Source organism: Mycobacterium hubeiense (assembly GCF_002838065.1).
Lineage (GTDB): Bacteria > Actinomycetota > Actinomycetes > Mycobacteriales > Mycobacteriaceae > Mycobacterium > Mycobacterium hubeiense.
Genome location: NZ_PIZU01000003.1, coordinates 134,163 through 159,780, shown reverse-complemented (window position 1 = coordinate 159,780; position 25,618 = coordinate 134,163). Strand labels below are relative to the sequence as shown.

The following is a 25,618-nucleotide window of genomic DNA, read 5'->3' as shown; positions in this document are numbered from 1 at the left end:
CGTCGCGGGGTTCGCCTACTGCGCCAGCGCCAACCCACCGAGTGCGACGATCCAACTCGCGAAGCTGCCGACGAGGAAGTATTCGGTCACCTCGTCGATGCCGATGCCGCCGTTCTCCCTTGCCTTCTGAGCGTTGATCTCGGGGAACCGGATGATGCTCTTGGCGGCGACGACGGCGGTGGCGGCGGCGAGCTGGCCGGCCAGCCCGAGGCCGAGGATGAGCAGCCGCTCCATCGGTCCGAGCAGCCGGCCGCCTTTGAGTTTGTCCGACGGCTGCGGCTCACCCGCCGGCTTGACCGCGCCCACCTTGCCCAGCACGAGCCTCACCAACTGGTTGCCCGTCACCAGTTGCAGCAGTACCACGCCGACGACCATCAGCAGCCGGTTTGGGTCGACGTCGCCAAGCCCCGGCAAGTCCACCCACGTCGACCACCGCTGCACAACGCCCGCGACGTCAGACCCCCAGCCGGACAGCACAATCAAGACCGCGACCGCCACCCCGAACACCACCAGCGGCGCCACCTCGTGCTCGCCGGTACGCTCGGCCCGGGCACATAGGACCACCCAGGCGACGCTGGAGGCGGCGGCGATGACCAACGGGGCGATGTCGCCGACGTGACACAACCCCGCCAGCAAGGCGCAGCCGCCGACGGCGACGAGCGCCAGCACGATCGGTGCCCAGAGGCGACGGGTCAGTCGCCGGCCCACATCGGCCAGGCCGATCGCGATCAGCATCACGGCCAACGCGCTCACGAGACACCCCTGAGGTATTGCGATGCCTGCACGATCAGATCCAGGCCGTCGCGCCCGGCGCGCTGCGACACCGCCGAGGCGCTGATGCCCTCCGCGGCGGCGATGTCCTTTTTGGTGTTGTTGCTCAACAGGCCCTTCAGTATTCGTATCGATCGGTCATCGAGTGATCCAATCAGATGGTCCCGACACAACAGGGCGGCGTTGATCGCGTCGGCGTCAGCGCGTGCTTCGTGCGCCCGAAACGAGGTGCGCACCAGCGCCAGACCGGGTTGCCGCTGCGCCGCCGCGGTCCACTCGATGGCCTCGCGGGCTGACCACCATCCCGGGCCGTCCTGGATGCCGGCGTCGGCATCGAGCATCATGAATGCACCCCAGCCGATGCCGAAGCGGACATCGATGCCGGGCGCGACGGCCAAGCGCACTGCGAGCGCGGCGTCGATCGCCTGGCCGACCGTGGCATAGCTGCCCTGGAACTCGTCGCCAACCGTGAACGCGGGCGGATCGACGGCGTCGGTGGCGACGGTGCGGAGAGCGCGGTTGAGGATCCTGTGCTGCTCGGTGCGGTCGGCGATCAGCCGCGAGCCGACCACGTCACCGATGATCGTCGCGACTGAAGCTTTATCCTTCACTACAGTCATATGAAGACTATAGCTTAATTTTCATCAAGTGAAGCTATAGCCTTCATGACATGCTGGAGCTGGACCGCGAAATTGCAACCAGGATGGGAAAGTGCGAGTAAGGACCTGCCGGAATGCAATCTCGCGACGGCTGGGCTACTCCACCAGCGCGGCGGCCGCCTGCAGATGTTTGATCGCGTCACTGACGATGGTCTCGATCAGCTCGGCACACGACGGCAGATCGTCGAGGATGCCCGCGACCTGACCCGACGCCAGCACGCCGGCGTCGGTGTTGCCCTCGACCAGGCCCGCCTTGAGCAGCATTGGCGTGTTGGCCGCCATCACCACCTGCGACCAGGTCAGCTCCTTGCCGTGGCGCATGGCCAGCCCGTCTTTGACCATTGAGCGCCACGTCATGCCGGACATCTTCTTGAACTTCTGCGCGTTGCGCAGCGCCGCGGTGAATCCCCTTACCCGCGAACCGCTTTCCAGCTTTTCTACGAGCCCGGTGCGCAATACCCGATGCGGCATGCCGTCGACCCGGGTGGACACCACGGTGCCGTCCAGCCCGGCTTGCAAATAGCGCTGTTTGACGGCGTCGGGCACGGTCGAATCGGATGTCAACAAGAAGCGGGTGCCCATCGCCACGCCCGCCGCGCCGTAGGACAACGCGGCCGCCAGCCCGCGGCCGTCGAAGAAGCCGCCCGCCGCCACCACGGGAATGTCAACCGCGTCCAGCACCGACGGCAGCAGCAGCGTCGTCGCGATCGGACCGGTGTGCCCGCCGCCCTCGCCGCCCTGCACGATCACCGCGTCGGCGCCCCAACCCGCGACCTTCTTCGCGTGCTTGGCCAGTCCGACCGACGGAATGACCACCACGCCGGCCTCTTTGAGCTTCGCGATCAGGTCCGGCTTCGGGGCCAACGCGAACGACGCGACCTTCACGCCTTCGCGGATCAGCAGGTCGATTCGCTCGTTGGCGTCTCCCGCGTCGGAGCGGATGTTGATGCCGAACGGCTTGTCCGTGGCGGCCTTGACCTTGGTCACCGCGGTCTGCAGCTCCTCCAGCGTCATAGTCGCCGAGGCGAGAATGCCGAGCCCGCCGGCGTTGGCGGTGGCCGATACCAGCCGCGCACCGGCCACCCAGCCCATGCCGGTCTGCACCACGGGGTGCTCGATGCCGACGAGTTCGGTAAGGGGAGTGCGCAATCTGGCCATGGTTACACCTTGACTTCCTTGTCCCGCAACGCCTTCGGATCGATGACCTCGCGGATCAGCTTCTGCTCGTCGCCGGTGGGCAGGCGCGTGGTATCCGCGGTCTCCAGGCCGTGCACCTCGAACGAGGTGTTCTCGGCCACGTCGTCGGCGGAGACCCCCGGATGCAGCGACACCGCGCGCATCTGATGGTCCGGGCCGTTGAAATCGAACACCCCGAGATTCGTCACCACGCGGTGCACGTTGACGAACCGGAATGCCGGGTTCGACGGATCCACCTTGTCCCATCCGACGCCCGACACCACGTCGACGCTGTCGCAAAACACCCGCTTGGAGTGGTTGCCCACCCAGTAGCTGGTGATGTGGTTGATGGTGTTTCCCGGCGCCCCGCGCACACCGAACATCTGCCGGGTGGGGTGCTGCAACGGCCCGAACGCCGACAGGTTCTGGTTGCCGTACCGGTCAATCTGGTTGGCGCCCATGACGACATGGCGGCGGCCCCAGGTCAGCGTCTCGAACACCCGGCCGAAGGGCATCCACCCTTCGATGGCGCCGGCCGCTCCGATCGCCGGGGTGTCGGCCAGCAGCTGGGCCTCGCCGTCGGTGAGCAGGATGTCGGGGGAGAAGGTCAGCCGGGCCAGGCGCGCGCCCACGGATACCACCGTCGTCATCGGGCTGACCATGATTTCGCCGGCATCGCGGAACAATTCGGCGCAGGCCACCACGCAGACCTCGGCACGGCTCACGGAAATCACTTGGCGTCCTCCTGGAATCGACGCACCGCCGCCTGATAGTCGGCTTCGCTGCCGGACAGATAGGTCTTGACGAAATCGGCCCAGGTCTCCTCGGAGCCGGCGGCTTCGGCATAGTGGCGTTGGAACTTCTCGTCGCGGCCGTAATCCGGTGCGGCCGTGGTGAAGTGCGCGCCGTTGGGGGCCTCGACGACGGAGTCCACCATCATCCGGTTCACCAGCAGCGCCTGCGGCGGCACGGCTTTGACCAATTCCTCGGTCGGAACGACCTGCTCCACCGACAGGTAGCGCCGCTCGGCGGCCATCAGGTAAAGGTCGTCGAAGTAGGGGTCGATGCCGGTGTAGGCCGCATTACCTTGGGCGTCACCGAGATTCATGTGAACGAACGCGGCATCCAAGCGCAGCGCCGGCATGGCGATCAGCGTCTCGTACGCCCCGTCGGTCGGATAGGGCGACTGCACCGTCTTGAGTTCGTCGCCCCAGAAGTCGAGCACCGAGCTGCCCAGCCCGGCGCGGGTCGGCAGGAACGGCAGCCGCTGTGCGGCCGCCTGCAAGCCGGTACGCAGCATGCCCTCGTCCATTTCGCGGGCCTCGATCGCCCCCGAGGTGCGGGCCTTGGCGAACCACGGATCGTAGAACGGCGGCGAATCCAACGACACGAAGCCGTAATACACGCGCCGGACCTTGCCGGCCGAGCACAGCAGCCCGATGTCCGGGCCGCCATAGGTCACCACCGTCAGATCCTTGACATCGGTACGCAGAATCGCCCGCACCCACGCCATCGGCTTGCGCCGCGAGCCCCATCCGCCGATGCCGATTGTCATCCCGTCGCGCAGCTCGGCGGCGGCCGCATCCAACGTTGTTCTCTTATCGCTCACTTCTTGCCCTTCGCCGTCCCCGCAAAAGCGTCACGATGTTCGTCGGCCACACCCGCGAGGTTGAGCTCGAACGTAAAGCCTTGCTCCATGCGATAACTCGCGTTGACCCGCTGCACGTCGATCAGGTTCAGCGCCTCCTTGGCCGCCCGGATCACCCGGGTGTCCTTGGCGGCGATGTCGCGGGCCACCTTCAAGGCCGCTTCGTCGAGCTCGTCGCGGGGCACCACCTCGTGCACCGAACCGAAGTGGTGCAGGGTGGCGGCGTCGACGGTGGCGGCGGTGAAGAACAGCCGTCGCATCATGTGCTGGGGCACCAGCCGCGACAGATGCGTGGCCGCGCCCAGCGCGCCGCGTTCCACCTCCGGGAGGCCGAACTTGGCGTCGTCGGAGGCGACGATGACGTCGGCGTTGCCGACGAGCCCGATGCCGCCGCCCACGCAGAAGCCGTTGACCGCCGCGACCACCGGCACGGCGCATTCGTACACCGCCTTGAAGGCCGCGAAGCAGCCGCGGTTGGCGTCGATCAGGGCGGTGAAGCCCTCGGTGTTCTGCATCTCCTTGATGTCCACGCCGGCGTTGAAGCCGCGGCCGGTGGCCCGAAGGATCACCACGTGCGTCTCGGGGTCCTGGCCCGCCGCCGTGATGGCGTCGGCGAGCTCGAACCAGCCGCGCGAGGGGATGGCGTTGACCGGCGGATAGTCGACGGTGACCGCGACTATGCCCGGTTCGATGGTGCTGGACGTGATTGGCATTTGACTTCCTGGGGTCGGTACCTAAGCAAGCACTTGCTTGGTACGCTAGCACAGTGAGCGACACGATCAACCTCGGACTGAGCGGCAGGATTGTCCTGGTGACCGGGGGAGTCCGCGGCGTCGGCGCGGGCATCAGCGCGGTGTTCGCCGACCAGGGCGCGACGGTGGTGACCTGCGCCCGCCGCCCCGTCGAGGGGTTGCCCTACGAATTCCACTCCTGCGACGTCCGCGACGACGACGCCGTGGCGGCGATGGTCGAGGCGATCGTCGACAAACACGGACGCCTCGACGTCGTGGTGAACAACGCCGGCGGCTCGCCGTACGTGCTGACGGCGGACTCCAGCGCGAAGTTCAATCGCAAGATCGTCGAGCTCAATCTGTTCGGGCCGCTGTCGGTCTCGCAGCACGCCAACACCCACATGCAGAAGCAGGACGGTGGCGGGTCGATCATCAACATCTCCAGCGTCAGCGGCCGCCGGCCCACGCCGGGGACCGCCGCATACGGTGCAGCCAAGGCCGGTGTGGACAGCCTGACCAGCACGCTGGCGGTGGAGTGGGCGCCGAAGGTTCGGGTCAACTCGGTCGTCGTCGGCATGGTCGAAACCGAACAATCGGAACTGTTCTACGGCGACGCGGAGTCGATTGCGGCGGTGGCCGCCACCGTGCCGCTGGGCCGGCTCGCCAAGCCGGCCGATATCGGTTGGGCAGCAGCATTTTTAGCGTCTAACGCAGCGTCATACATCAGCGGCGCCACGCTCGAGGTGCACGGGGGCGGCGAGCCACCGTCGTACCTGGAAGCGTCGAGCGCCAACAAGTAAGGAGAAAGCGGATATGGGATTGGTCGACGGTCGCGTGGTCATCGTGACGGGCGCGGGTGGCGGCATCGGCCGCGCCCACGCGCTGGCGTTCGCCGCTGAAGGAGCGCGCGTGGTGGTCAATGACATCGGTGTCGGCCTGGACGGTTCGCCGGCCGGCGGCGGCAGTGCCGCGCAGGGTGTCGTCGACGAAATCGTCGCTGCCGGTGGCGAAGCCGTCGCGAGCGGCGCGAACGTCGCCGACTGGAACGAGGCCGAAGGACTGATCCAGACCGCGGTCGACACCTTCGGTGGGCTCGACGTGCTGGTGAACAACGCCGGCATCGTGCGCGACCGGATGTTTGCCAATACCAGCGAAGAAGAGTTCGACGCCGTCATCGCCGTGCACCTCAAGGGACACTTCGCCACCATGCGCCACGCCGCGGCCTACTGGCGTGCACAGTCCAAAGCGGGTAACGCCGTTGACGCGCGCATCATCAACACCAGCTCCGGCGCCGGGCTGCAAGGCAGTGTGGGCCAAGCCAATTACAGCGCCGCGAAGGCGGGCATCGCCGCCTTGACGTTGGTCGCCGCAGCCGAGATGGGCCGCTACGGCGTCACCGTCAACGCCATCGCGCCGAGCGCACGCACCCGGATGACCGAGACGGTGTTCGCCGAGATGATGGCGACGCAGGATGCCGAGTTCGATTCCATGGCGCCCGAGAACATCTCGCCGCTGGTGGTCTGGCTCGGCAGCGCCGAGTCCAAAGACGTCACCGGCCGGATGTTCGAAGTCGAGGGCGGCATCGTCCGCGTCGCCGAGGGCTGGGCGCACGGTCCGCAGGTCGACAAGGGCGCCCGCTGGGATCCCGCCGAGCTGGGCCCCGTCGTCAAGGATCTGCTGGCCAAGGCGCGCCCGCCGGTGCCGGTGTACGGCGCGTAGCCGAGGCGACAGCCCCTGTGCAGAAATCGGCGAATAGGCATGCTGCGCAGGCGCCAGCCACCATGATGGGGGCATGCGAAAGGCATTGGGGGCAATCACCGGAACGGCACTCCTGCTCTTGACGGGCTGCGGCGGTCAGCGTGGCGACGACACGGCGCAAGAAGCCAGCGAGCCGACGACCTGCACCGTCACCGGCGAGGAGCGACTGAGTATCGCGACCGGAAACACCACCGGCGTGTACTACACGCTCGGCGGCGCGTACGCCGAGGCGATCAGTAAAGCCACCGACGGCACGGTTAAGGCGACCGCCGCGGAGACATCGGCCTCGGTGCAGAACATCCAACAACTGGTGGCGGGTACGCATCAGATCGCGTTCTCGCTCGCGGACACCGCAGTGGATGCCGTCAACGGGGAGGCGTCGTTCGACGAACCGCAGCCGATTGCCGCGTTGAGCCGCATCTACCCGAACTACACCCAGGTCGTCGCGCGCACCGACGCGGGCATCAACTCGATCGCCGACATGCGCGGTAAGCGAGTGTCGACAGGTTCGCCGAACTCGGGCACCGAGGTTATCGCCAACCGGATGCTCACGGCCGCAGGACTTGATCCCGCCAAAGACGTGCAGGCGCAACGCACCGAACTCGGCAAGACCGTCGAGGGCATGAAGGACGGCTCGATCGACGCGATGTTCTGGTCCGGCGGTCTGCCCACCGCCGGTATCACCGACCTGTTCACCAGCGCGCGCGATCGCGTCAAGCTGCTCGACGTCACCGACACGCTCGAGGCGCTCAAAGAGGTCAATCAGATCTACGAGCGCGGCGTGATTCCGGCCAGCACGTATCAGACCCCGGCGGATGTGCCGACCGTCGTGGTGCCCAATGTGCTTCTCGTCAAAGACGATATGGACGGCAATACCGCCTGTGTACTCACCAAGGCGCTGTTCGAGCACAAGGCGGATCTGGTCAAGGCCAGCAAGGCGGCCGACGGCATCGCGCTCGACACCGCTCGCAAGACCAGTCCCGTGCCGCTGCATCCCGGCGCGGAGAAGGCGCTCGACGACCTCGGTGCACCGCGCTGAGCGAGCGCGAGGCGGCCTCGCCGTCGGTCGCGTATGAGGAGGAGAAGCCGGCCCGCGAGCTGACGGGATGGGTGGGCCACCTGGTCGCCGCTGCCTGTGTGCTGATCGGGCTTTTCACGCTCTACCAGGTGTTCTTCCCGCTGGCGCAGGGCAATCAGTTCTCGCTGATCCTGTTCCTGGCGGCGGTGCTGCCGTTGACGCTGCTGTGCTACCGCTCGGGCCTCGGGCGTCAGACCACCAACCCGACCCCTGTTGACTGGCTGCTGGCCGTGCTGGCGTTGGTGGTCTGTCTATATCCGTTGCTGCCCTTCATCATTGGCGACGGTGGCGGCGGGTTCGACGCGTTCCTCGGCCGGCAGGGCGCGCCGGGGGTGGTCGACGTCATCGCAGGGTCGTTGGTGCTCTTCCTCGTGCTGGAGGCGTGCCGCCGCACCACCGGTCTCGCGTTGCCGATCGTGTGCCTGGTCGCGCTGGCCTACGCCTACTACGGCGGTTACCTGCCGCAGAACGCCGCGATCGCGCATGCGGGCGTGGATTGGGACCAGATCATCAGCGCGGGGTATTTGCAGTCGACGGGCCTGTACGGGGTGCCATTGGACGTTGCGGCCACCTACATCGTGTTGTTCACCATCTACGGCGCGGTGCTCGACTCGTCCGGCGCGTCAAAGTTCTTCATCGACTTGTCTTTTGCCGCGTTCCGGCGGTCGCGGGCCGCGCCCGGCCGCACCGTGACGCTGGCCGGTTTCCTGCTCGGCAGCGTGTCGGGTTCGGGCACCGCGACGACGGTCAGCCTGGGTTCGGTGTGCTGGCCGGTGCTGCGCCGCGCCGGTTACCCGGCGGAGAACGCCGGAGGCATGTTGGCCGCCGCCGGGATCGGCGCGATCCTGTCGCCGCCGACGATGGGAGCCGCGGCGTTCATCATCGCCGAGTACCTCGGGGTGCCGTATCTGACGGTATTGATCTGGGCGATCGTGCCGACGCTGCTGTACTACCTGGGCATCCTGCTGGCCGTGGAGATCGACGCCCGTCGCTATGGAGCGCGCGAAGTGGAGGTGGCGACGCAGTCGACGTGGCGGCTGCTCGGCAGGTTCGGCTACCACCTGATCTCGCTGGTGCTCATCGTGGTGTTCCTCGCCGTCGGCATGCCGGCGTTCAAGGCGGTTGTCTACGCGACGGCGGCTCAGATTGTGTTGTCCTACTTGGACAAAGAGCATCGAATGACGCCCGGCCGGCTGTATACCGCGTTGGCCAACGGCGTGCGCGGCGTGCTTGCGGTGGCCGCGGTGTGTGCGGCCGCGGGTGTCATCGCCGCGATGATCACCAGGACCGGGTTGGGCCTTCAGCTGCACTCGATCCTGGTGAACGCCGCACGCGCGATCACCGAGAACCCGGCGCTGGTGTTGGTGATCACTGCGGTGTTCGCCGCGTTGGCCGTCGCAGTGCTCGGGCTCGCGGTGCCCGTGACGGCGTCGTTCGTGATCAGTTGGGTGATCGTCGGTCCGGCACTACAGGATTTGGGTGTCGTCGCACCCGCCGCGGCGATGTTCGTGTTTTACTTCGCGGTGCTGTCGGAGGTGACTCCGCCGACCGCCCTGGCCTCCGTCGCGGCGTCGGCGATCACCGGTGGACGGGTGATCCCGACGATGTGGCAGACATGGAAGTACACGCTGCCGGCGTTCTTGGTGCCGTTCGCGTTCGTGCTGACGGACAACGGCCAAGCCTTGCTCGGGTTGCGGCCGTTTGCCGAAATCGCTTGGACCACAGCAGTCGCAGGCTTGGCGGTGGCTGCGCTGGCCGTGGCCACCGGAGGCTGGCTGGTGCGTCGCGCGGGCTGGCCGGAACGCTTGCTGTGCGCCCCGGCCGCCGCGCTGCTGTTGTACTTGCGCATCGAGACCATCATCATCGGCGTCGTACTGCTCGCCGTGGCGGTGGCCGTACACCTGGTGCTACGACGCCGCGTACTCGGCGAACCGGTTGAGCCCCATTCCCCAGCCGTCGGGTGACCCGACCGCGTCGGCCATACCCTGGCCACCGTCGCCGAGACGCCAGAATTCGTTGTGTACGAGGACGACTCGGGTTCTCTCCCCGTCAGGGAGGAAGGACACAGAGACCCGCGACGCCTTCTCAATATCGGTCTCCAGCTGCCAGTTCGCGGTGATCATCCACGCGAATCCCAACTGCGACGGCGGATTCCATTCGGTGACCTGACCCCACACCGATTCGCTGCCGTCTTCGCAGGTGTCGAAGATGCGACCGCCCACGCGCGGCTCGACGGTTGTCGCTACCACGGGCGAGCTGGCCAAGTGATGGTCGGGTGGCCACCACTCGGCCATGTGGTTGGTGAACAGGTCGAACGCCCGCGCGGGCGAGCCGGCGACGATGGCTTCGCGACGGACATCGGTGGCGGTGGTCATGGTTTACCTCCTGCATCGGGGTTGTTGGCGAACTTGGCGAACGCGTCGAGGACATCGCGCCACATGACGTCAAGCCATTGGCGCAGCACCTCGAACCCGTCCGGCGTCACGGTGTAGATGCGCTTCGTGCCGTCGGGATGGGCCGCGACAATGCCTGCGGCATTGAGGATCTTGAGATGCTGCGACACCGCCGGTCGACTGACGGGAAGCTGATCGGCGAGTTCCTGTACCGAAGACGGCTTCTTGCGCAGCAGCTCGAGTATCTCGCGCCGAGTGGGATCGGCGAGCGATTCCAGAACCTCCGCGTAAGTAGTCACTTACCGTTAGTACCAACTTACGAAGGCGGTGTCAAGACGCGTCGCAGAAACGGCAATCGGCCCCCTCGGGCGGAGAGGGGGCCGATTGCTCGTCGGGTGGCGCGGCGTCAGGCGGCGTCTTTGTCGCCCGTATCGCCGGTGTCGCCACTGTCCGTCTTGTTGTTGTCGGCGTCGCGGTCGCGCCCCGCGTCGGCGGCGTTCTTGACCGCCTCGCGCACCTTGCCCAGCGATGCGGTGACGTCGTCGCGGGCGTCCTCGACGGCGTCGCGCACTCGTTCGCTCGCGCGGGTAACGGCCTTGGACACGCCCGGCCGGGCCTTGTTGCCGTCCGTCAAATCCGTTGCGCCATTGGATTTGTCGGTGTCCACCTCCGCGTTGGCCAGCGGTTCGGCCGACGTCGGCTCGTCGGCCGGCTCACCGAGGGTCGTGGCAGTCGCCGGTGACTCCTGCTGATCCAAGCTCGTCGGGATCACGCCACGCACCGAGTCGGCAATGTCGGTGATGGTGCCGGTGACGAACTCGACCGACGCCGCGCCGACGTCCCTGACGCCTTGAGCCGCCGTTTCGGCTATCGCCGGGAAGTCCGGCGTCAGAACCGGTACCCGCATGTTGTAGAGCGCTTGCTGCGGCGCGACGATCAGATCGCGCGTGTTGACGAACAGCTTGACCGGCAGCGACGGATCCTGGTCGACGGGCTGGCCGGCCCAGCTCACCAGCGTCCAGCCCTCTTCTTCGCTGCCTTCCACGACCACGACATCGGTGTTCTCCAGCGGGTGCTGGACGATCAGCAGCAGATCAGGGTTTTCGACGTTCATCATGGTCCAGAACATGATCGTCGCGCCGTGCGAGAACACCGCGGCGTTCTGCTCACCGTCCGCGCCGGCGGGGGTGTCCTCCTCGATCTGTTTCATCGCGTTGGTCATGCGCTCGTTGAACTCCAAGCCGCTCTCGCCGCCGGGGGTCCGAACGAATTGCAGGCCCAATGTCCAGGCCAACGGCGCAACGATGTAGCCGATGCGGCCGATGCCGTCTTTCTCGGGCAAGCCCTCGAAGATGCCCGCACTGAGCTCATGCACGCCGATGCGCTGGCCCGCGTTGTCGTTCTTCGGCTGGCCGATGACGACAGTCGTCAGCCCCAGATCATTCGCGAGTGGCGCAGCGGTCTGCTGGGTGCGGACCATGGTCGAGGCGTAGACGGCGTCGATGGCGCCGTACTGGTTGACAAACTCAGCGGACTGGAGCACGTCGGCGATGGTGTCTGCCTGAGCCTCGCCGGTGGGCGTCAGATCTGGCCCCGGCACGGAGGTGTCGATTCTGTTGTTGGCGTTGGCATGGGACTCGCCATGTCGAATGAAGGTCACCGTCATGGCGGCCGCGGGCAGGCCTGAGGCGACGAATAGGGCACTGGCTGTCAAGGCTGTCGCGATGACGCGCGCGGTTTTGCGTGGCGAATGACTTCGCATGTAGTACTCCGTCTGTTCACCGCCGTGTGGGCTGTCACACGTACGGCGTTAACTGTGTGCGCGCTCACTGTACACACATCGGAGAAACTGTCTACTGCGGATGCGTCAATTTCTCAGGCATGCGGCACTAAGTGCAGGATTGAAGCCACTATTTGACCTCAATCCGACACCTACGCCGGCCTAAGCGGGCTCGCAGACCACCAGTGGGATCACCCGGTCGGTCCAGGACTGATAGTCCTCGTAGGTTGGATACATCTCGACCAGCTTGGGCCAGTAGCGGGCGCGCTCCTCCTCGGTCGCGTCGCGCGCGGTCAGGTCCAGCACCTCGTCCTTGATCTGGACCTGCACCTTCGGATTGGCCTTGAGGTTCAGGTACCACATCGGGTTCTTGGCACTGCCGCCGCGCGACGCCGCCACGATCACCTTGTCTCCGTCGCGGTGGAAATACAGCGGGCTGACCCGCGGCTCGCCGCTCTTGCGCCCGATCGTCGTCAGCAGTGCGACCGGAATGTTCTGGAACGTGCCGCCCAGCCCTTGGCCGTTGTTGCGCCGGTACATCCAGGTGTTGAGTCGCGACATCCACTTGATGAAGAAATCTGAGTATCGCGAGTTCAGGAACGGCGGCGGTGACTTGGGCATGCGCAGATCCTACGAGCGCTGGATGAATGGGCGGATGCGCGCCCGGATGTGGTGGATCTGCCCGTCACTGGCCGGGATCAGGAACGTCTCGTCAATATGCGCGCACACCCGCCGCCCCGCGAGCGACGGCTTGGTGATGACGTCGAAGCGGGCACGCACCTCGTCGCCGTCGACGGTGAACTCGGGCGCGGTCGTCGCTGAGATCACCCGGTATTGCAGCCCGCGATTCAGGCTGCGGCGCAGGTGATTTCCGGAGAAGCCCGTCTTGAGCCCCACCTCGATGCGGGTGCAGTCCGGCGCGAATGGCACGTCGTCGGCCTGATGGCTGGCGAGCGAACTGATGTAGGCCTGCGCCGCCGCGATGCGCTCGGCGTCGGACACCGTCATCTAGATCCGCTCGATGATGGTGCCGGTGGACAACGCGCCGCCGGCACACATGGTGATCAGCGCCGTGCTCTTGTCGGTGCGCTCCAGCTCATGCAGGGCCGTGGTGATCAACCGGCTGCCGGTGGAGCCGACCGGATGGCCCAGCGCGATCGCGCCGCCGTTGACGTTGACCCGCGCCATGTCCGGTTCGTGCACCCGCGCCCAGGACAGCACGACCGAAGCAAACGCCTCGTTGATCTCGACCAAGTCGATGTCGCCGATCTTCATGCCGGCCTTCTCCAGCACCTTGGCGGTGGACTGCACCGGCCCGTCGAGGTGGTAGTACGGCTCGGCGCCGACCAGCGCCTGGCTGACGATGCGGGCCCGCGGGGTCAGGCCGAGCGCACGCGCCTTGTCTTCGTCCATCCACAGCACGGCCGCGGCGCCGTCGGAGATCTGCGACGACGTGCCCGCGGTGTGAATGCCGCCCTCGATCACGGGATTCAGTGCGGCCAGGCCTTCGAGCGTGGTGTCGCGCAGGCCCTGATCCCGCGTGACGATGTGGCGCTCGGCAGTGGGTTGCTTGTTCTCATCGAGCACCGGCGCCTCGATGCCGCTGATCTCCCGGTCGAAGCGGCCCTCTGCCCACGCCTGCTTGGCCTTGGCCTGCGACTCGAAGCCGAACTGGTCGATGTCCTCACGGGTGATGCCGCGGCGCTTGGCGATCCGCTCGGCGGCGGTGAACTGGTCCGGCATGTCGATGTCCCACGACTCGGCGCGGATCTTGGAGCGGTCCGGGCCGGCGTTGGCGCCCAGGCCGACGCGGCTCATCGCCTCGACACCACACGCGATGCCGATGTCGATGGCACCCGTCGCGATCAGCCCGGCGATCAGGTGGTTGGCCTGCTGGCCGCTGCCACACTGACAATCCACCGTCGTCGCGCCGACGTGCTCCGGCAAACCCGCGGTCAGCCATGCCACGCGCGAGATGTTGTTGGACTGCTCGCCGAACTGCGTGACGCAGCCGCCGATGACCTGCTCGACGTCGCCCGCGTCGATGCCGGCCTTTTCTACCAGCGCTTTCTGCACAGCGCCCAAAAGCTCGGTCGCGTGCAGGCCCGACAACCATCCGTTCCGCTTGCCGATGGGGCTGCGGGTGGCTTCAACGATGACAGGGTTACCCATTCCGTCAGGCTAGAACACGTTTCATTACTCTGACAAGCAGCGATGAAGCCGTGCCTTTGATCTGCAATGAAGGCATGTTTCAATGGTCTGAATTGGAACTAGACCAAGTTGTCTTGAGGAGCATCGCATGGCCTGCCCCAACCTGCCTGAAGGCTTCGACTTCCTCGACGCGGACCTGAACCTCAAGGGCCTGCCCGTCGCGGAACTCGCCGAGCTGCGCAAGTCCGAGCCCATCCACTGGGTCGACGTGCCAGGTGGCACCGGCGGGTTCGGAGACAAAGGCTACTGGCTGGTGACCAAGCATGCCGACGTCAAGGAGGTGTCGAAGCGCAACGACATCTTCGGTAGCTCGCCCGACGGCGCCATCCCGGTCTGGCCGCAGGACATGACGCGCGAGGCCATCGACTTGCAGCGCAACGTGCTGCTGAACATGGACGCGCCGCAGCACACCCGGCTGCGCAAGATCATCTCGCGCGGTTTCACCCCGCGCGCTGTCGGCCGACTCGAGGACGAGTTGCGGACCCGCGCCCAGAAGATCGCCGAGAAGGCCGTGGCGGCGGGCACCGGTGATTTCGTCGAGCAGGTGTCCTGCGAGCTGCCGCTGCAGGCCATCGCCGGGCTGCTCGGTGTGCCGCAGGAGGACCGGATGGAGCTCTTCCGCTGGTCCAACGAGATGACCGCCGGCGAGGATCCCGAGTACGCCGACATCGATCCGGCGATGTCGTCGGTCGAGTTGATCCAGTACGCCATGAAGATGGCCGAGGAGCGCGCCAAGAATCCCACCGACGACATCGTCACGCAGCTGGTGCAGGCCGACATCGACGGCGAGAAGCTCTCCGACGACGAGTTCGGCTTCTTCGTGGTGATGCTCGCAGTGGCCGGCAACGAGACCACCCGCAACTCGATCACCCACGGCATGATCGCGTTCTCGCAGAACCCCGATCAGTGGGAGCTCTACAAGAAGGAGCGTCCCGAGACCGCGGCCGACGAGATCGTGCGCTGGGCGACGCCCGTGTCGGCGTTCCAGCGCACCGCGCTGGAGGACACCGAATTGTCGGGCGTCAAGATCAAGAAGGGCGAGCGGGTGGTGATGTCCTACCGCTCGGCCAACTTCGACGAAGAGGTCTTCGAGGAGCCGCACAATTTCAACATCCTGCGCAGCCCGAACCCGCACGTCGGTTTCGGCGGCACCGGTGCCCACTACTGCATCGGCGCGAACCTGGCCCGCATGACCATCAACCTGATCTTCAACGCCGTCGCCGACCACATGCCCGATCTCAAGCCGATCGGTGAGCCTGAGCGGCTGAAATCGGGCTGGCTCAACGGGATCAAGCACTGGCAGGTCGATTACACCGGAAAGTGCCCAGCCGCCGGGTCGGCGAATCAGGCGGAAGCCCACTGATGGATTTCACGCCGAACCCAGAACAGCAGGCGGTCGCCGACGTCGTCACGTCGGTGCTGGACCGCGACAACAGTTGGGACGCATTGGTTTCCGGCGGGGTGACGGCCCTGCCGGTACCCGAACGGCTCGGCGGCGACGGTGTCGGCCTGCCGGAGGTCGCGACGGCGCTGACCGAGATCGGCCGCCACGGCACCGTCAGCCCGGCGTTGGCGACGCTCGGCCATGGTGTGGTGCCGCTGCTGGACCTGGCCTCCGACGAACAACAGGACCGCTACCTGGCCGGCGTCGCCAAGGGCGCGGTGTTGACCGCGGCGCTCAACGAACCGGGTGCCCCGCTGCCGGACCGGCCGGCGACGGTGTTCGCGGGTGGCAAGCTGAACGGCACCAAGATCGCGGTTGGCTATGCGGAGCAAGCGGATTGGATGATCGTTACGACCGACAGCGCCGTTGTCGTGGTGTCCCCCAAGGCCGACGGTGTGACGCTCACCAAGACACCGACGTCCAACGGCAGCGACGAGTACACGGTGACGTTCGCCGATGCCGACGTCGACGGGGTGCTGGAGGGTGCGGAGCCGCGTCGGGTGAACCAGTTGGCGCTGGCGACGATCGGTGCGTTCGCCGCGGGCCTGGTGGCCGGCGCGCTGCGGCTGACGGCGGACTATGTGGCGACCCGTGAGCAGTTCGGCAAGCCGTTGTCGACGTTCCAGACCGTGGCCGCACAGCTCGCCGAGGTCTATATCGCTTCGCGCACACTGTCATTGGCGGCGACGTCGGTGGTGTGGCGGCTGTCCGAAGGTCGCGACGCAGACGGCGACCTCGACGTGCTCGGCTACTGGCTGGCGTCGCAGGCGCCGCCGGTGATGCAGATCTGCCACCACCTGCACGGCGGTATGGGCATGGACATCACCTACCCGATGGACCGCTATTACTCGACCATCAAGGACCTGACCCGGCTGGTGGGCGGACCCTCGCATCGCCTCGATCTGGTGGGAGCGCAATGTTCATCGAACTGACCCCCGAACAGCGGCAGCTGCAAGCCGAACTGCGGCAATATTTCTCGGGCCTCATCTCTCCGGAGGAGCGAAGGGAGATGGAGGTCGACCGGCACGGCAAGGCGTACCGGGCGGTGATCAAGAGGATGGGCTCCGACGGCAAGCTGGGCGTCGGCTGGCCCAAGGAGTTCGGCGGCCTCGGCTACGGCCCCATCGAGCAGCAGATCTTCGTCAACGAGGCGCAGCGGGCCGATGTGCCACTGCCCGCCGTCACGTTGCAGACCGTCGGGCCGACGCTGCAGGTGTACGGCACTGAGGAGCAGAAGAAGAAGTTCCTACCCGCCATCCTCGCCGGCGAAGTGCACTTCGCGATCGGCTACACCGAGCCCGAGGCCGGTACCGACCTCGCATCGCTGCGCACCACCGCCGTCCGGCAGGGCGACGAGTACATCGTCAACGGCCAGAAAGTCTTCACGACGGGCGGCCACGACGCCGACTACATCTGGTTGGCCTGCCGCACCGACCCGGAAGCCGTGAAGCACAAAGGCATTTCGATCCTGATCGTCGACACCAAGGATCCGGGCTACTCGTGGACGCCGATGATCCTGTCCGATGGCGCGCACCACACCAACGCCACGTACTACAACGACGTGCGCGTGCCGGTGGACATGCTCGTCGGCGAGGAGAACGCCGGTTGGAAGCTGATCACCACCCAGCTCAACCACGAGCGCGTGATGCTCGGCCCGGCGGGACGCGTCGCCGGTGTGTACGACCGCGTGCACGCGTGGGCGTCCAAGCCTCAGGCTGACGGAACGGCGCCGATCGATCACGACGACGTGCGCCGCATCCTCGGCGAGATCCATGCGATCTGGCGGATCAACGAACTGCTCAACTGGCAGGTGGCCGCGGCGGGGGAGACCATCGACGTCGCCGACGCCGCTGCCACGAAAGTCTTTTCCACCGAACGGATTCAGTTGGTGGGTAGGCTCGCCGAGGAGATCGTCGGCAAGTACGGCAATCCGGCCGATCCGGAGACAGCTGAGCTGCTGCGCTGGCTCGACAGCCAGACCAAGCGGAATCTGGTGATCACATTCGGTGGTGGAGTGAACGAGGTGATGCGGGAGATGATCGCGGCATCCGGTCTGAAGGTCCCGAGGGTTCCGCGATGAGCGCTGGCGCGAAGAGCAGAGGGCACAGATGAGCGACCTCGCAGCGGCCATCGAAATGGTCAAGGCGGCGGGCAAGAGCAAGCCGCGGGTCGGCCGGGATCCGGTGAACGAGCCGATGATTCACCACTGGGTGGATGCGATCGGTGACACGAACCCGATTTATGTCGACGAGGCCGCCGCGAAGGCGGCGGGCCACCCGGGAATCGTCGCGCCGCCGGCGATGATCCAGGTGTGGACGATGGGCGGGCTGGGCCAGGGCCGGCCCGACGACGATCCGTTGAGCAAGATGATGCAGTTGTTCGACGACGCAGGCTATGTCGGTGTCGTCGCCACCAATTGCGAGCAGACCTACCACCGCTACCTGCGTCCCGGCGAAGTGGTCAGCGTCAGCGCCGAACTCACCGACGTGATCGGCCCGAAGCAGACGGCGCTGGGCGAGGGCTACTTCATCAACCAGCACATCGTGTGGCAGGTCGGCGACGAGGACGTCGCCGAGATGGACTGGCGCATCATGAAATTCCGGCCTCGCGATGCCGACAAGCCGGCCGTGCCCGAGGACCTGGATCCCGATGCACTGATGCGGCCGGCGTCCTCGAAGGACACGCAGTTCTTCTGGGACGGCGTCAAGGCGCATGAGTTGCGTATCCAGAAGCGCGCGGACGGTTCTTTGCAGCACCCGCCGGTGCCCGCGGTGTGGCAGGACGCGAAAAAGGAAGTGGCGCCTTCCGACTATCTCGTCTCAAGCGGTAAGGGCACGGTGTTCAGCTACGTCGTGCACCACGCGCCGAAGGTGCCTGGCCGCACGCTGCCGTTCGTCATCGCCCTGGTGGAACTCGAAGAGGGCGTGCGAATGCTCGGCGAACTCCGCAATGTCGACCCCGCGAAGGTGGAGATCGGAATGCCTGTCCGCGCAATGTATATCGACTTCGAAGATTGGACCTTGTACGCGTGGGAGCCCGTGGAATGACGGTGAGTATGAGCGCTCCGAAAATTCAGGTCGGCACGAAACTGCCGGAACTATCGCTGTACGGCGACCCGACGTTCATCGTGTCGACGGCCATCGCCACGCGCGACTTCCAGGACGTGCACCACGACCGGGACAAGGCTCAGGCCAAGGGATCCAAGGACATCTTCGTCAACATCCTCACCGACACCGGCCTGGTGCAGCGGTACATCACCGACTGGGCCGGCCCGTCAGCGCTGATCAAATCGATCGGCCTGCGCCTGGGTGTGCCGTGGTACGCCTACGACACGGTGACCTTCAAGGGCGAGGTGACCGCGATCGACGACGGGCTGGTGACGGTGAAAGTCGTTGGCAGCAACAGCCTTGGCGATCACGTGGTGGCCACCGCGACGCTTACCCTCGGAGGCGCGTGATGCTCAGCGGTAAAGCAGCGATCGTCGGTATCGGTGCGACGGACTTCTCGAAGAACTCCGGCCGCAGCGAGTTGCGACTGGCCGCAGAGGCGGTGCTCGACGCACTCGACGACGCCGGTTTGACGCCCGCCGACGTCGACGGGTTGACCACCTTCACGATGGACACCAACACCGAGATCGCGGTGGCCCGCGCGGCGGGTATCGGTGAGCTGAAGTTCTTCTCCAAGATCCACTACGGCGGCGGCGCGGCGTGCGCGACCATCCAGCAGGCGGCGATGGCTGTCGCCACCGGTGTGGCGGATTGCGTTGTGGCGTATAGGGCGTTCAACGAGCGCTCAGGTATGCGGTTCGGCCAGGTGCAGACCCGGCTCACCGAGAACGCCGACTCCACCGGTGTGGACAACTCGTTCTCGTACCCGCACGGTCTCTCGACGCCGGCGGCGCAGGTCGCCATGATCGCCAAGCGCTACATGCACCTGTCCGGTGCGACCAGCCGTGACTTCGGCGCGATCTCGGTCGCCGACCGCAAGCACGCCGCGAAGAACCCCAAGGCGTATTTCTACGAGAAGCCGATCACCATTGAGGATCACCAGAACTCGCGGTGGATAGCCGAACCGCTGCGGCTGCTGGACTGCTGTCAGGAGACCGACGGTGCGGTCGCGATCGTGGTGACCTCACCGGAGCGGGCCCGCGATCTCAAACATCGGCCGGCGATCATCGAGGCGGCGGCGCAGGGCTCCAGCCCCGACCAGTACACGATGGTCAGCTACTACCGTCCGGAACTCGACGGGCTGCCCGAAATGGGGCTGGTCGGTCGGCAGCTGTGGGCGCAGTCGGGCCTGGCACCGACGGACATCCAGACCGCGGTGCTCTACGACCACTTCACGCCGTTCACGCTGATCCAGCTGGAGGAGTTGGGGTTCTGCGGAAAGGGCGAGGCCAAGGACTTCATCGCCGACGGCGCGATCGAGATCGGCGGCCGGCTGCCGATCAACACCCACGGCGGCCAGCTTGGCGAGGCCTACATCCACGGCATGAACGGGATCGCCGAGGGAGTGCGTCAACTCCGCGGCACCTCGGTCAATCAGGTCGAGGGCGTCGAGCATGTGCTCGTCACCGCGGGCACCGGCGTGCCCACCTCAGGCCTCATCCTCGGATAAGACGCTCTGCTGACCCCGGCGGACACGGTAGGGTTGTTTCGCACAGCAAACACGTCGAAGGGGGTCGCGAGGTGGGGATCCAGCCCGATATGAGCCCGTACGGCTCGCAAACGGTGACGGGTCCGGCCTGGCCGAACGTCGATGAGGACCAACTTGGTGCCGCCGCGGCGAAGTTCGAGGCGCTGGCGGCGCGGATCACCGGCACGGTGGTTCCTCAGCAGCAGGGTCAGATGATGAGGCTGTCGGACACCTGGGAAGGCGCCGGCTCGCTGGCCGCAACCGGTGAGGCCAGCACGATCATCGCCGGGCATGAAGCCAACGGCGCCCAGGCCGCCGCGATCGCGGCCAAGCTGCGCGCCATGCAGACGGCGGTCATCGAGACGAAGATGCTCGTGAACACCATCGCCCAGGAAACGCAGGCGGAATGCGAAGCGATCCAGGCGATGCCGTTCATGAACACCCAGGAGCTGATCCAGAGCAGGATCAAGCTGGGGATGTCGCAGAACATCGCCAATGTCACGGCCAACACCACCTCCATGGCCAACACGATTGGTGTGCCGCCGAGCATTCCCGTGGTGGCGGCGGCGCCCCCGACCGGTCCGGCCCAAGAGGCCGCCGAGGAGACCAAGGACGCCGCACAGGCCGCCGGGCAGAATCCGCAGCAGGCGATGCAAATGCTCAGTCAGATGGGCGGCATGGCCGCGCAACTGCCGCAGCAGATCGGGCAGATGTTCGGCCAGCTGCCCCAACAGCTCAGCCAGCCTCTGCAGCAGCTCACGCAGCCCATCCAGCAGATGACGTCGATGTTCGGCCAGATGGGCAAGGGCGGTTCCGGCGGGGCAGGGGCGATGGGTTTCTCGTCGTTCTCCAATCACCCCTTGGCGGGTGGGTCCGGCGCCGGCAGCGGCGCGGGCATGACGAAAGCGGCCTCGACGCCGGGGTCCGGCGGCGTGCCGGCGCAGACTCCGCTGATGGCGAATCTTGTTGGTACCAAAGGTGTCTCCACTGCGCCGGCCGAGACCGGTGCAGCCAGTGGCGCCGCTGTTGGTGGGGTCGCACCGGTGGCGGCGGCCGGTGGCGGCGGCATGGGCGGAATGAGCCCGATGATGGGGCAGCGCGCCACCAGCGGAGGTTCTCACCCAGGTCTGACGGCGCCTCCGCCGCTGGAATACGACCTGGCCGAAGACGATGTTGACGACGATTGGTGAGGAGCTAGCTGCCGATGACTAGTCCGCTGCGAAAGCCCGAAGGTCTGAGCTGGGATCCGGCCGCTGTCGAGCTGCCAGAGGTGCCGATGATCCAGCCGGGCCAGGATGCGATGAGCATGACCATCGCGGCCGTGCTGCCCACGATGGCCGCCTCGCTCACGGCCAACGTCGCGTCGTTGGCGGCGAAGGAGACCACCTTCGCCGGCAAACTCGGCGCCGCCCAGGCCGCCTACACCAACGCCGACGAATCGGGTTCGCAGTCGGTCGGGCAACTCACCAGCATGCTGGGCCAGCTCGGTCAGATGGGCCAGCAGGCGGGGCAGATGAGCCAGGCGGCCGGCGGGCTCGGCGGGCAGACCGGCATGTTCGGTCAGCTGATGCAGCAGGCGATGCAGGCGGCTCAAGGCGCGGGAGGGGGCGCCGGTTCGCAAGGCGGCGGCGCAGGCAGCGGAGGCGGGCCCACTGCGGCCGGTCAGCCGACGGCCGGACAGAGCATGGCCGGGGCGGGCGCTCCGCCGCAGCAGCAGGCTCCCCGTGAGGATGCGCCCCAGCAGGACGAGGCGCGCAGGGAAGTCGAGCGCGAGCCCGAACCGAAGCTCGAACGGGCCGACGAAGCCATGGCGGGGCCGTCTACGGGGCAGGACGGCCGACCCGCCCCAGGTCCTGTGCCCGTCACCCCTCCCGAGACGTCGCGCCACGGCGACGAGGACGTCGCGCGCAGGTTGTAGACGCGGTCAGGCCGGAATCAGCTCGACGTCGGTCAACACCACGGCGTCGTCACGGCTCGGCGCGACCACATTGCCGATGTAGCGACCGTCTTCCTTCCACACGTTGGCCTTCAGCGTCTCGCCGGGGAACACCACGCCCGCGAACCTGGCGCCGTAGGAGCCGACCGCGGCCGCGTCCCCGTCCAAAACGCTGTCGGTGATCGCCTTACACGCCATCCCGTAGGTGCACAGCCCGTGCAGGATCGGCCTGGGAAAGCCTGCGGCAGCGGCGAATTCGGGATCGGAGTGCAACGGGTTGCGGTCGCCGCACAACCGGTAGAGCAGCGCCTGCTGCGGCAGCACCGGCATCGCCAGGTCGAAATCCGGTGCGCGCTCGGGCACCGTCGCCGACGACGACGGCCCGCGCTCGCCGCCGAAGCCGCCCTCGCCGCGGGCGAAGATGGACCGCTTCTGCGTCCACAGTGGCTTGCCGTCCGGATCGGTCACCGTCGTCTCGCTGACGATCACGGCGGCCTTGCCCTTGTCCCAGATCTCGGTGAACTTCTGCACCGATTGCGCTGTGCCGCTTGGCGGTATCGGTCCCGGCACCGTGATCGCCTCACTGGCGTGCAGCACCTTGGACAGTTCGATGTCGATGCCCGGGAACTTGACCGTCGGCGGCTCGGTCATGTGGAAGCTGGCCGCGACGTTGCCGAACGTCGGCAACACCTGCGGAGTGTTGTCCACCAGATACCGCAGCTCGCGCGGGTCCATCGGGTCGGCGCCGGCACCCAGCCCCAGGTGGTAGAGCTGGACATCGCTACTGGTCCAGGAGAATTCGATGGGCTCCAACTCGGCGGCGAGCGCCTCCTCGACGTTGATCGGCATGCCTATTCCTTCCCGGCCAGATGCAGTGCCGCCAGGTAGCCGAAGGTCATCGCCGGGCCGATCGTCCCGCCCGGACCGGGATAGGTGTGGCCCATCACCGGGGCGCTGACATTGCCTGCGGCGTAAAGCCCTTCGATGATGCTGCCATCGTCGCGCAGCGCGCGGCCGTGCACGTCGGTGCGGATGCCGCCCTTGGTGCCGAGGTCGCCGGGCACCATCTTGGCCGCGTAGAACGGCCCATGCTTGATCTCGCCGAGGTTCGGATTCGGCTTGTTGGTCGGATCTCCGTAGTAGCGGTCGTACGCGCTCTCGCCGCGGTGAAAGTCCTCGTCGACGCCGGAGCGGGCGAAGCCGTTGAACCGCTCCACCGTTGCGGAGAACGCGTCGATGGGCACGCCCATCTTGGCCGCCAATTCCTCCAGCGTGTCGGCCTTGACGATGACGCCGGACTCCAGCCACTTCGACGGAATACGTTGTCCCGGCTGCAATCCCGCGAAGATGTAGCGGTTGCGGTACTGCTGGTCGAAGACCAGCCACGCCGGGATGTTCTCGCCCGGACCGGGTCCCTGACCGTACTTGCCGCCGTACATGTGATGGCACGCCTCGACATATGGCATCGACTCGTTCATGAACCGCTTGCCGGCCATGTTGACGATGATCGAGCCGGGCGAGTTGCGTTCGGACAACGCGAACCACGGCGCACCGACCAGCGGCACCGTCGGGCCCCACCACGCGTCTTCCATAATGTCCAATGCGGCGCCGAGCTTTTCGGCGGCCAGGATACCGTCGCCGGTGTTGGCCTTCGCCCCGACGGTCCATTCGGTGGTGATCGGTGCACGCTGGTACTTGACCCGCATCTGCTCGTTGTGCTCGAACCCGCCGCACCCCAGGATTACGCCGCGTCGCGCGCGAATCAGTTCTGGCTCAGCCGATTCCGGCGCTGTCATGTCGCGGACGTACACGCCGCGGACGACGCCGTCCTCGATGTAGAGATCGGTCAACGCGGTGTTCAAGCGGACCGGGACGCCGGCGTCGCGCAGGCCGATCCGCAGGGGCGCGATCAACGCGCGGCCCATGCCGACCAGGTTCTTGCCGGTGGCCCTGGCCCACATCGTGCGGGCGCCGACCTTCAGGCTGCGCAGCACTCCGCGCGGGTGGCGTTTGAGCTGGTTCAGCCGCACGTAGTCCTGCTGCATCACCACAACATTCAGCGGCACCTTGCCGTACGGCGGCTCCAGGCCCTCCAGGTCGGGCCCGAGCTTCTTGGCATTGAACGGTTTGGGCTCGATCGAACGTCCCGCGGGGCGGCCGCCCGGTGTTTCGGGGTAGTAGTCGGAGTACCCGGGGACCCAGCACATCTTCAGCGGCGAGTGCTTCAACACGAACGACAACATCTCCGGCCCGCGATCGAGATAGGTGTCGATGCGTTCGGGTTCGACGACGTCGCCGATGATCGTGTGCAGGTATTTCCCGGCGGCTTCAGGGGTGTCCTTGACGCCGTCACGCCGCAGCACTTCATTGTTGGGGATCCACACGCCGCCACCTGACCGCGCAGTGGAACCGCCATAGTGCGGTGCCTTCTCGAGGACTACTGTTGAGAGGCCCTGGTGGGCGGCGGTGAGGGCAGCGTCCATGCCGGCGGCGCCGCTCCCGACGACGACGACGTCGAACTCCTGTGCTGTCATGTAGAACACGTTATAGAATTGCCCGGCGATCGAACAACCGCCCCGGTAAAACAAACGAGGGGACTTCACCTAAATGCTCAGTGTCGAGGTGCGTGACCAGCTGGCCGCCGACCTGGCCCAGGCCGAACGGAGCAGGGTCCCCATCGCCCCGCTGACCGACGGAAATCCCGATATTGACGTCGTGGATGCCTACGAGATCCAGCTGATCAACATCCGCCAGCGCGTCGCTGAGGGCGCCCGCGTGGTGGGACACAAGGTTGGCCTGTCGTCGGAGGCCATGCAAAAAATGATGGGCGTGGACGAGCCCGACTACGGCCACCTGCTCGACGAGATGCAGGTCTACGAGGACCGGCCGGTCAAAACGGCCAACTACCTCTACCCACGCGTGGAGGTCGAGGTCGGGTTCATCCTCGCCGACGACCTGCCCGGCGCCGGCTGCACCGAGGACGACGTGCTGGCCGCCACGGCGGCGTTCGCGCCGTCGATCGAGCTCATCGACACCCGCATCACCGACTGGAAGATCAAGCTCTGCGACACCATCGCCGACAACGCGTCGTCGGCGGGCTGGGTGCTGGGCGAGGCGCGGGTGTCGCCCAAGGACATCGACATCCGCAACATCGACGCGGTGCTCACCCGCAACGGCGAGGTGGTGGCCAAGGGCCGCAGCGACGCCGTGCTGGGCAACCCGGTGACCGCCGTGGCGTGGCTGGCCCGCAAGGTGGACAGCTTCGGAGTACGGCTGAAGGCCGGCGACATCGTGCTACCGGGCTCGTGCACCCGCGCGATCGACGCCCGGCCGGGCGATGACTTCGTCGCAGAATTCGACGGGCTGGGCTCGGTCCACCTGTCGTTCGAATAGGAGAA

General features: G+C 66.6%; 27 protein-coding genes. 13 read left to right on the top strand and 14 right to left on the bottom strand.

Going from position 1 to position 25,618, the window contains the following annotated elements; translation table 11 throughout:
• Window positions 1-15 precede the first annotated feature (15 nt).
• The 6 genes from CWS39_RS04070 to echA20 all read right to left on the bottom strand — a co-directional run bounded on the left by CWS39_RS04070 (window position 16) and on the right by echA20 (window position 4,967).
• Complete coding sequence (locus tag CWS39_RS04070; protein ID WP_102141623.1) at window positions 16-753, bottom strand: hypothetical protein; 738 nt, start codon at window positions 751-753, stop codon at window positions 16-18.
• Window positions 750-1,391: a SatD family protein gene (locus CWS39_RS04065; protein WP_102141622.1), complete on the bottom strand. Its 642-nt coding sequence runs from the start codon at window positions 1,389-1,391 to the stop codon at window positions 750-752. Before CWS39_RS04065 ends, CWS39_RS04070 begins: the two co-directional genes overlap by 4 nt.
• Window positions 1,392-1,526: 135 nt before the next feature.
• Complete coding sequence (gene ipdC, locus CWS39_RS04060; RefSeq protein WP_102141621.1) at window positions 1,527-2,588, bottom strand: (3aS,4S,5R,7aS)-5-hydroxy-7a-methyl-1-oxo-octahydro-1H-indene-4-carboxyl-CoA dehydrogenase; 1,062 nt, start codon at window positions 2,586-2,588, stop codon at window positions 1,527-1,529.
• Between the two features lie 2 nt (window positions 2,589-2,590).
• Window positions 2,591-3,340, bottom strand: coding sequence for a cholesterol ring-cleaving hydrolase subunit IpdB (gene ipdB / locus CWS39_RS04055; protein WP_102141620.1), 750 nt, complete (start codon window positions 3,338-3,340; stop codon window positions 2,591-2,593).
• Entirely contained in the window at window positions 3,337-4,215 is an 879-nt protein-coding gene (gene ipdA, locus CWS39_RS04050; protein WP_102141619.1) for a cholesterol ring-cleaving hydrolase subunit IpdA, read from the bottom strand. The genes ipdB and ipdA overlap by 4 nt, the downstream gene beginning before the upstream one ends.
• Window positions 4,212-4,967 carry a (7aS)-7a-methyl-1,5-dioxo-2,3,5,6,7,7a-hexahydro-1H-indene-carboxyl-CoA hydrolase gene (gene echA20, locus CWS39_RS04045; RefSeq protein WP_102141618.1) on the bottom strand — a complete coding sequence of 252 codons (756 nt, stop codon included), beginning with the start codon at window positions 4,965-4,967 and terminating at the stop codon, window positions 4,212-4,214. The genes ipdA and echA20 overlap by 4 nt, the downstream gene beginning before the upstream one ends.
• 53 nt (window positions 4,968-5,020) lie before the next feature.
• On the opposite strand from echA20, the gene CWS39_RS04040 reads away from it, so the two are divergent.
• From CWS39_RS04040 to CWS39_RS04025, 4 genes are all read left to right on the top strand, one after another.
• Window positions 5,021-5,785, top strand: coding sequence for an SDR family oxidoreductase (locus tag CWS39_RS04040; RefSeq protein WP_102141617.1), 765 nt, complete (start codon window positions 5,021-5,023; stop codon window positions 5,783-5,785).
• Window positions 5,786-5,798: 13 nt separating this feature from the next.
• On the top strand, window positions 5,799-6,704 hold the full coding sequence (locus tag CWS39_RS04035) for an SDR family oxidoreductase (protein ID WP_102141616.1): 906 nt from the start codon (window positions 5,799-5,801) through the stop codon (window positions 6,702-6,704).
• Window positions 6,705-6,777: 73 nt separating this feature from the next.
• A complete protein-coding gene (locus tag CWS39_RS04030; RefSeq protein WP_102141615.1) occupies window positions 6,778-7,782 on the top strand; it encodes a TAXI family TRAP transporter solute-binding subunit in 1,005 nt (334 codons plus the stop codon).
• A complete protein-coding gene (locus CWS39_RS04025; RefSeq protein WP_102141614.1) occupies window positions 7,779-9,785 on the top strand; it encodes a TRAP transporter permease in 2,007 nt (668 codons plus the stop codon). Before CWS39_RS04030 ends, CWS39_RS04025 begins: the two co-directional genes overlap by 4 nt.
• On the opposite strand, the gene CWS39_RS04020 is transcribed toward CWS39_RS04025, so the two are convergent.
• The 6 genes from CWS39_RS04020 to CWS39_RS03995 all read right to left on the bottom strand — a co-directional run bounded on the left by CWS39_RS04020 (window position 9,729) and on the right by CWS39_RS03995 (window position 14,166).
• A complete protein-coding gene (locus CWS39_RS04020) occupies window positions 9,729-10,196 on the bottom strand; it encodes an SRPBCC family protein (protein WP_102141613.1) in 468 nt (155 codons plus the stop codon). The genes CWS39_RS04025 and CWS39_RS04020 overlap by 57 nt on opposite strands.
• The gene (locus CWS39_RS04015) at window positions 10,193-10,513 is read right to left on the bottom strand and encodes an ArsR/SmtB family transcription factor (protein WP_102141612.1); all 321 of its coding nucleotides are present in this window, start codon (window positions 10,511-10,513) and stop codon (window positions 10,193-10,195) included. Before CWS39_RS04015 ends, CWS39_RS04020 begins: the two co-directional genes overlap by 4 nt.
• 107 nt (window positions 10,514-10,620) lie before the next feature.
• On the bottom strand, window positions 10,621-11,976 hold the full coding sequence (locus CWS39_RS04010) for a histidine phosphatase family protein (protein ID WP_102141611.1): 1,356 nt from the start codon (window positions 11,974-11,976) through the stop codon (window positions 10,621-10,623).
• A 180-nt stretch (window positions 11,977-12,156) separates the two neighbouring features.
• A complete protein-coding gene (locus CWS39_RS04005; protein WP_102141610.1) occupies window positions 12,157-12,615 on the bottom strand; it encodes a nitroreductase family deazaflavin-dependent oxidoreductase in 459 nt (152 codons plus the stop codon).
• Window positions 12,616-12,624: 9 nt separating this feature from the next.
• Window positions 12,625-13,002, bottom strand: coding sequence for a DUF8021 domain-containing protein (locus tag CWS39_RS04000; RefSeq protein WP_102141609.1), 378 nt, complete (start codon window positions 13,000-13,002; stop codon window positions 12,625-12,627).
• A complete protein-coding gene (locus CWS39_RS03995) occupies window positions 13,003-14,166 on the bottom strand; it encodes a steroid 3-ketoacyl-CoA thiolase (RefSeq protein ID WP_102141608.1) in 1,164 nt (387 codons plus the stop codon).
• Window positions 14,167-14,293: 127 nt separating this feature from the next.
• On the opposite strand from CWS39_RS03995, the gene CWS39_RS03990 reads away from it, so the two are divergent.
• The 8 genes from CWS39_RS03990 to CWS39_RS03955 all read left to right on the top strand — a co-directional run bounded on the left by CWS39_RS03990 (window position 14,294) and on the right by CWS39_RS03955 (window position 22,202).
• The gene (locus tag CWS39_RS03990) at window positions 14,294-15,568 is read left to right on the top strand and encodes a cytochrome P450 (RefSeq protein ID WP_102141607.1); all 1,275 of its coding nucleotides are present in this window, start codon (window positions 14,294-14,296) and stop codon (window positions 15,566-15,568) included.
• Window positions 15,568-16,581 carry an acyl-CoA dehydrogenase family protein gene (locus CWS39_RS03985; RefSeq protein WP_102141606.1) on the top strand — a complete coding sequence of 338 codons (1,014 nt, stop codon included), beginning with the start codon at window positions 15,568-15,570 and terminating at the stop codon, window positions 16,579-16,581. The genes CWS39_RS03990 and CWS39_RS03985 overlap by 1 nt, the downstream gene beginning before the upstream one ends.
• Window positions 16,566-17,729: an acyl-CoA dehydrogenase FadE29 gene (fadE29, locus tag CWS39_RS03980; protein WP_102141605.1), complete on the top strand. Its 1,164-nt coding sequence runs from the start codon at window positions 16,566-16,568 to the stop codon at window positions 17,727-17,729. Before CWS39_RS03985 ends, fadE29 begins: the two co-directional genes overlap by 16 nt.
• A 28-nt stretch (window positions 17,730-17,757) precedes the next feature.
• Window positions 17,758-18,696, top strand: a complete 939-nt coding sequence (locus tag CWS39_RS03975; protein ID WP_102141604.1) for a bifunctional MaoC family dehydratase N-terminal/OB-fold nucleic acid binding domain-containing protein — start codon at window positions 17,758-17,760, stop codon at window positions 18,694-18,696.
• An 8-nt stretch (window positions 18,697-18,704) separates the two neighbouring features.
• Window positions 18,705-19,106 (top strand): MaoC family dehydratase, encoded by a 402-nt coding sequence (locus CWS39_RS03970; protein WP_102141738.1) that lies wholly within the window; start codon window positions 18,705-18,707, stop codon window positions 19,104-19,106.
• Entirely contained in the window at window positions 19,106-20,266 is a 1,161-nt protein-coding gene (locus CWS39_RS03965) for a lipid-transfer protein (protein WP_102141603.1), read from the top strand. Before CWS39_RS03970 ends, CWS39_RS03965 begins: the two co-directional genes overlap by 1 nt.
• 71 nt (window positions 20,267-20,337) lie before the next feature.
• Entirely contained in the window at window positions 20,338-21,474 is a 1,137-nt protein-coding gene (locus CWS39_RS03960) for a hypothetical protein (RefSeq protein ID WP_102141602.1), read from the top strand.
• Between the two features lie 14 nt (window positions 21,475-21,488).
• Window positions 21,489-22,202, top strand: a complete 714-nt coding sequence (locus CWS39_RS03955; RefSeq protein WP_102141601.1) for a PE domain-containing protein — start codon at window positions 21,489-21,491, stop codon at window positions 22,200-22,202.
• 6 nt (window positions 22,203-22,208) lie between these two features.
• On the opposite strand, the gene CWS39_RS03950 is transcribed toward CWS39_RS03955, so the two are convergent.
• Window positions 22,209-23,069, bottom strand: a complete 861-nt coding sequence (locus CWS39_RS03950) for a MaoC family dehydratase (protein ID WP_102141600.1) — start codon at window positions 23,067-23,069, stop codon at window positions 22,209-22,211.
• A 2-nt stretch (window positions 23,070-23,071) separates the two neighbouring features.
• Complete coding sequence (kstD, locus tag CWS39_RS03945) at window positions 23,072-24,754, bottom strand: 3-oxosteroid 1-dehydrogenase (RefSeq protein ID WP_102141737.1); 1,683 nt, start codon at window positions 24,752-24,754, stop codon at window positions 23,072-23,074.
• A 73-nt stretch (window positions 24,755-24,827) separates the two neighbouring features.
• Here kstD and CWS39_RS03940 point away from each other — a divergent pair, with 73 nt between their 5' ends.
• Window positions 24,828-25,613, top strand: coding sequence for a 2-keto-4-pentenoate hydratase (locus CWS39_RS03940; protein WP_102141599.1), 786 nt, complete (start codon window positions 24,828-24,830; stop codon window positions 25,611-25,613).
• Window positions 25,614-25,618 lie beyond the last annotated feature (5 nt).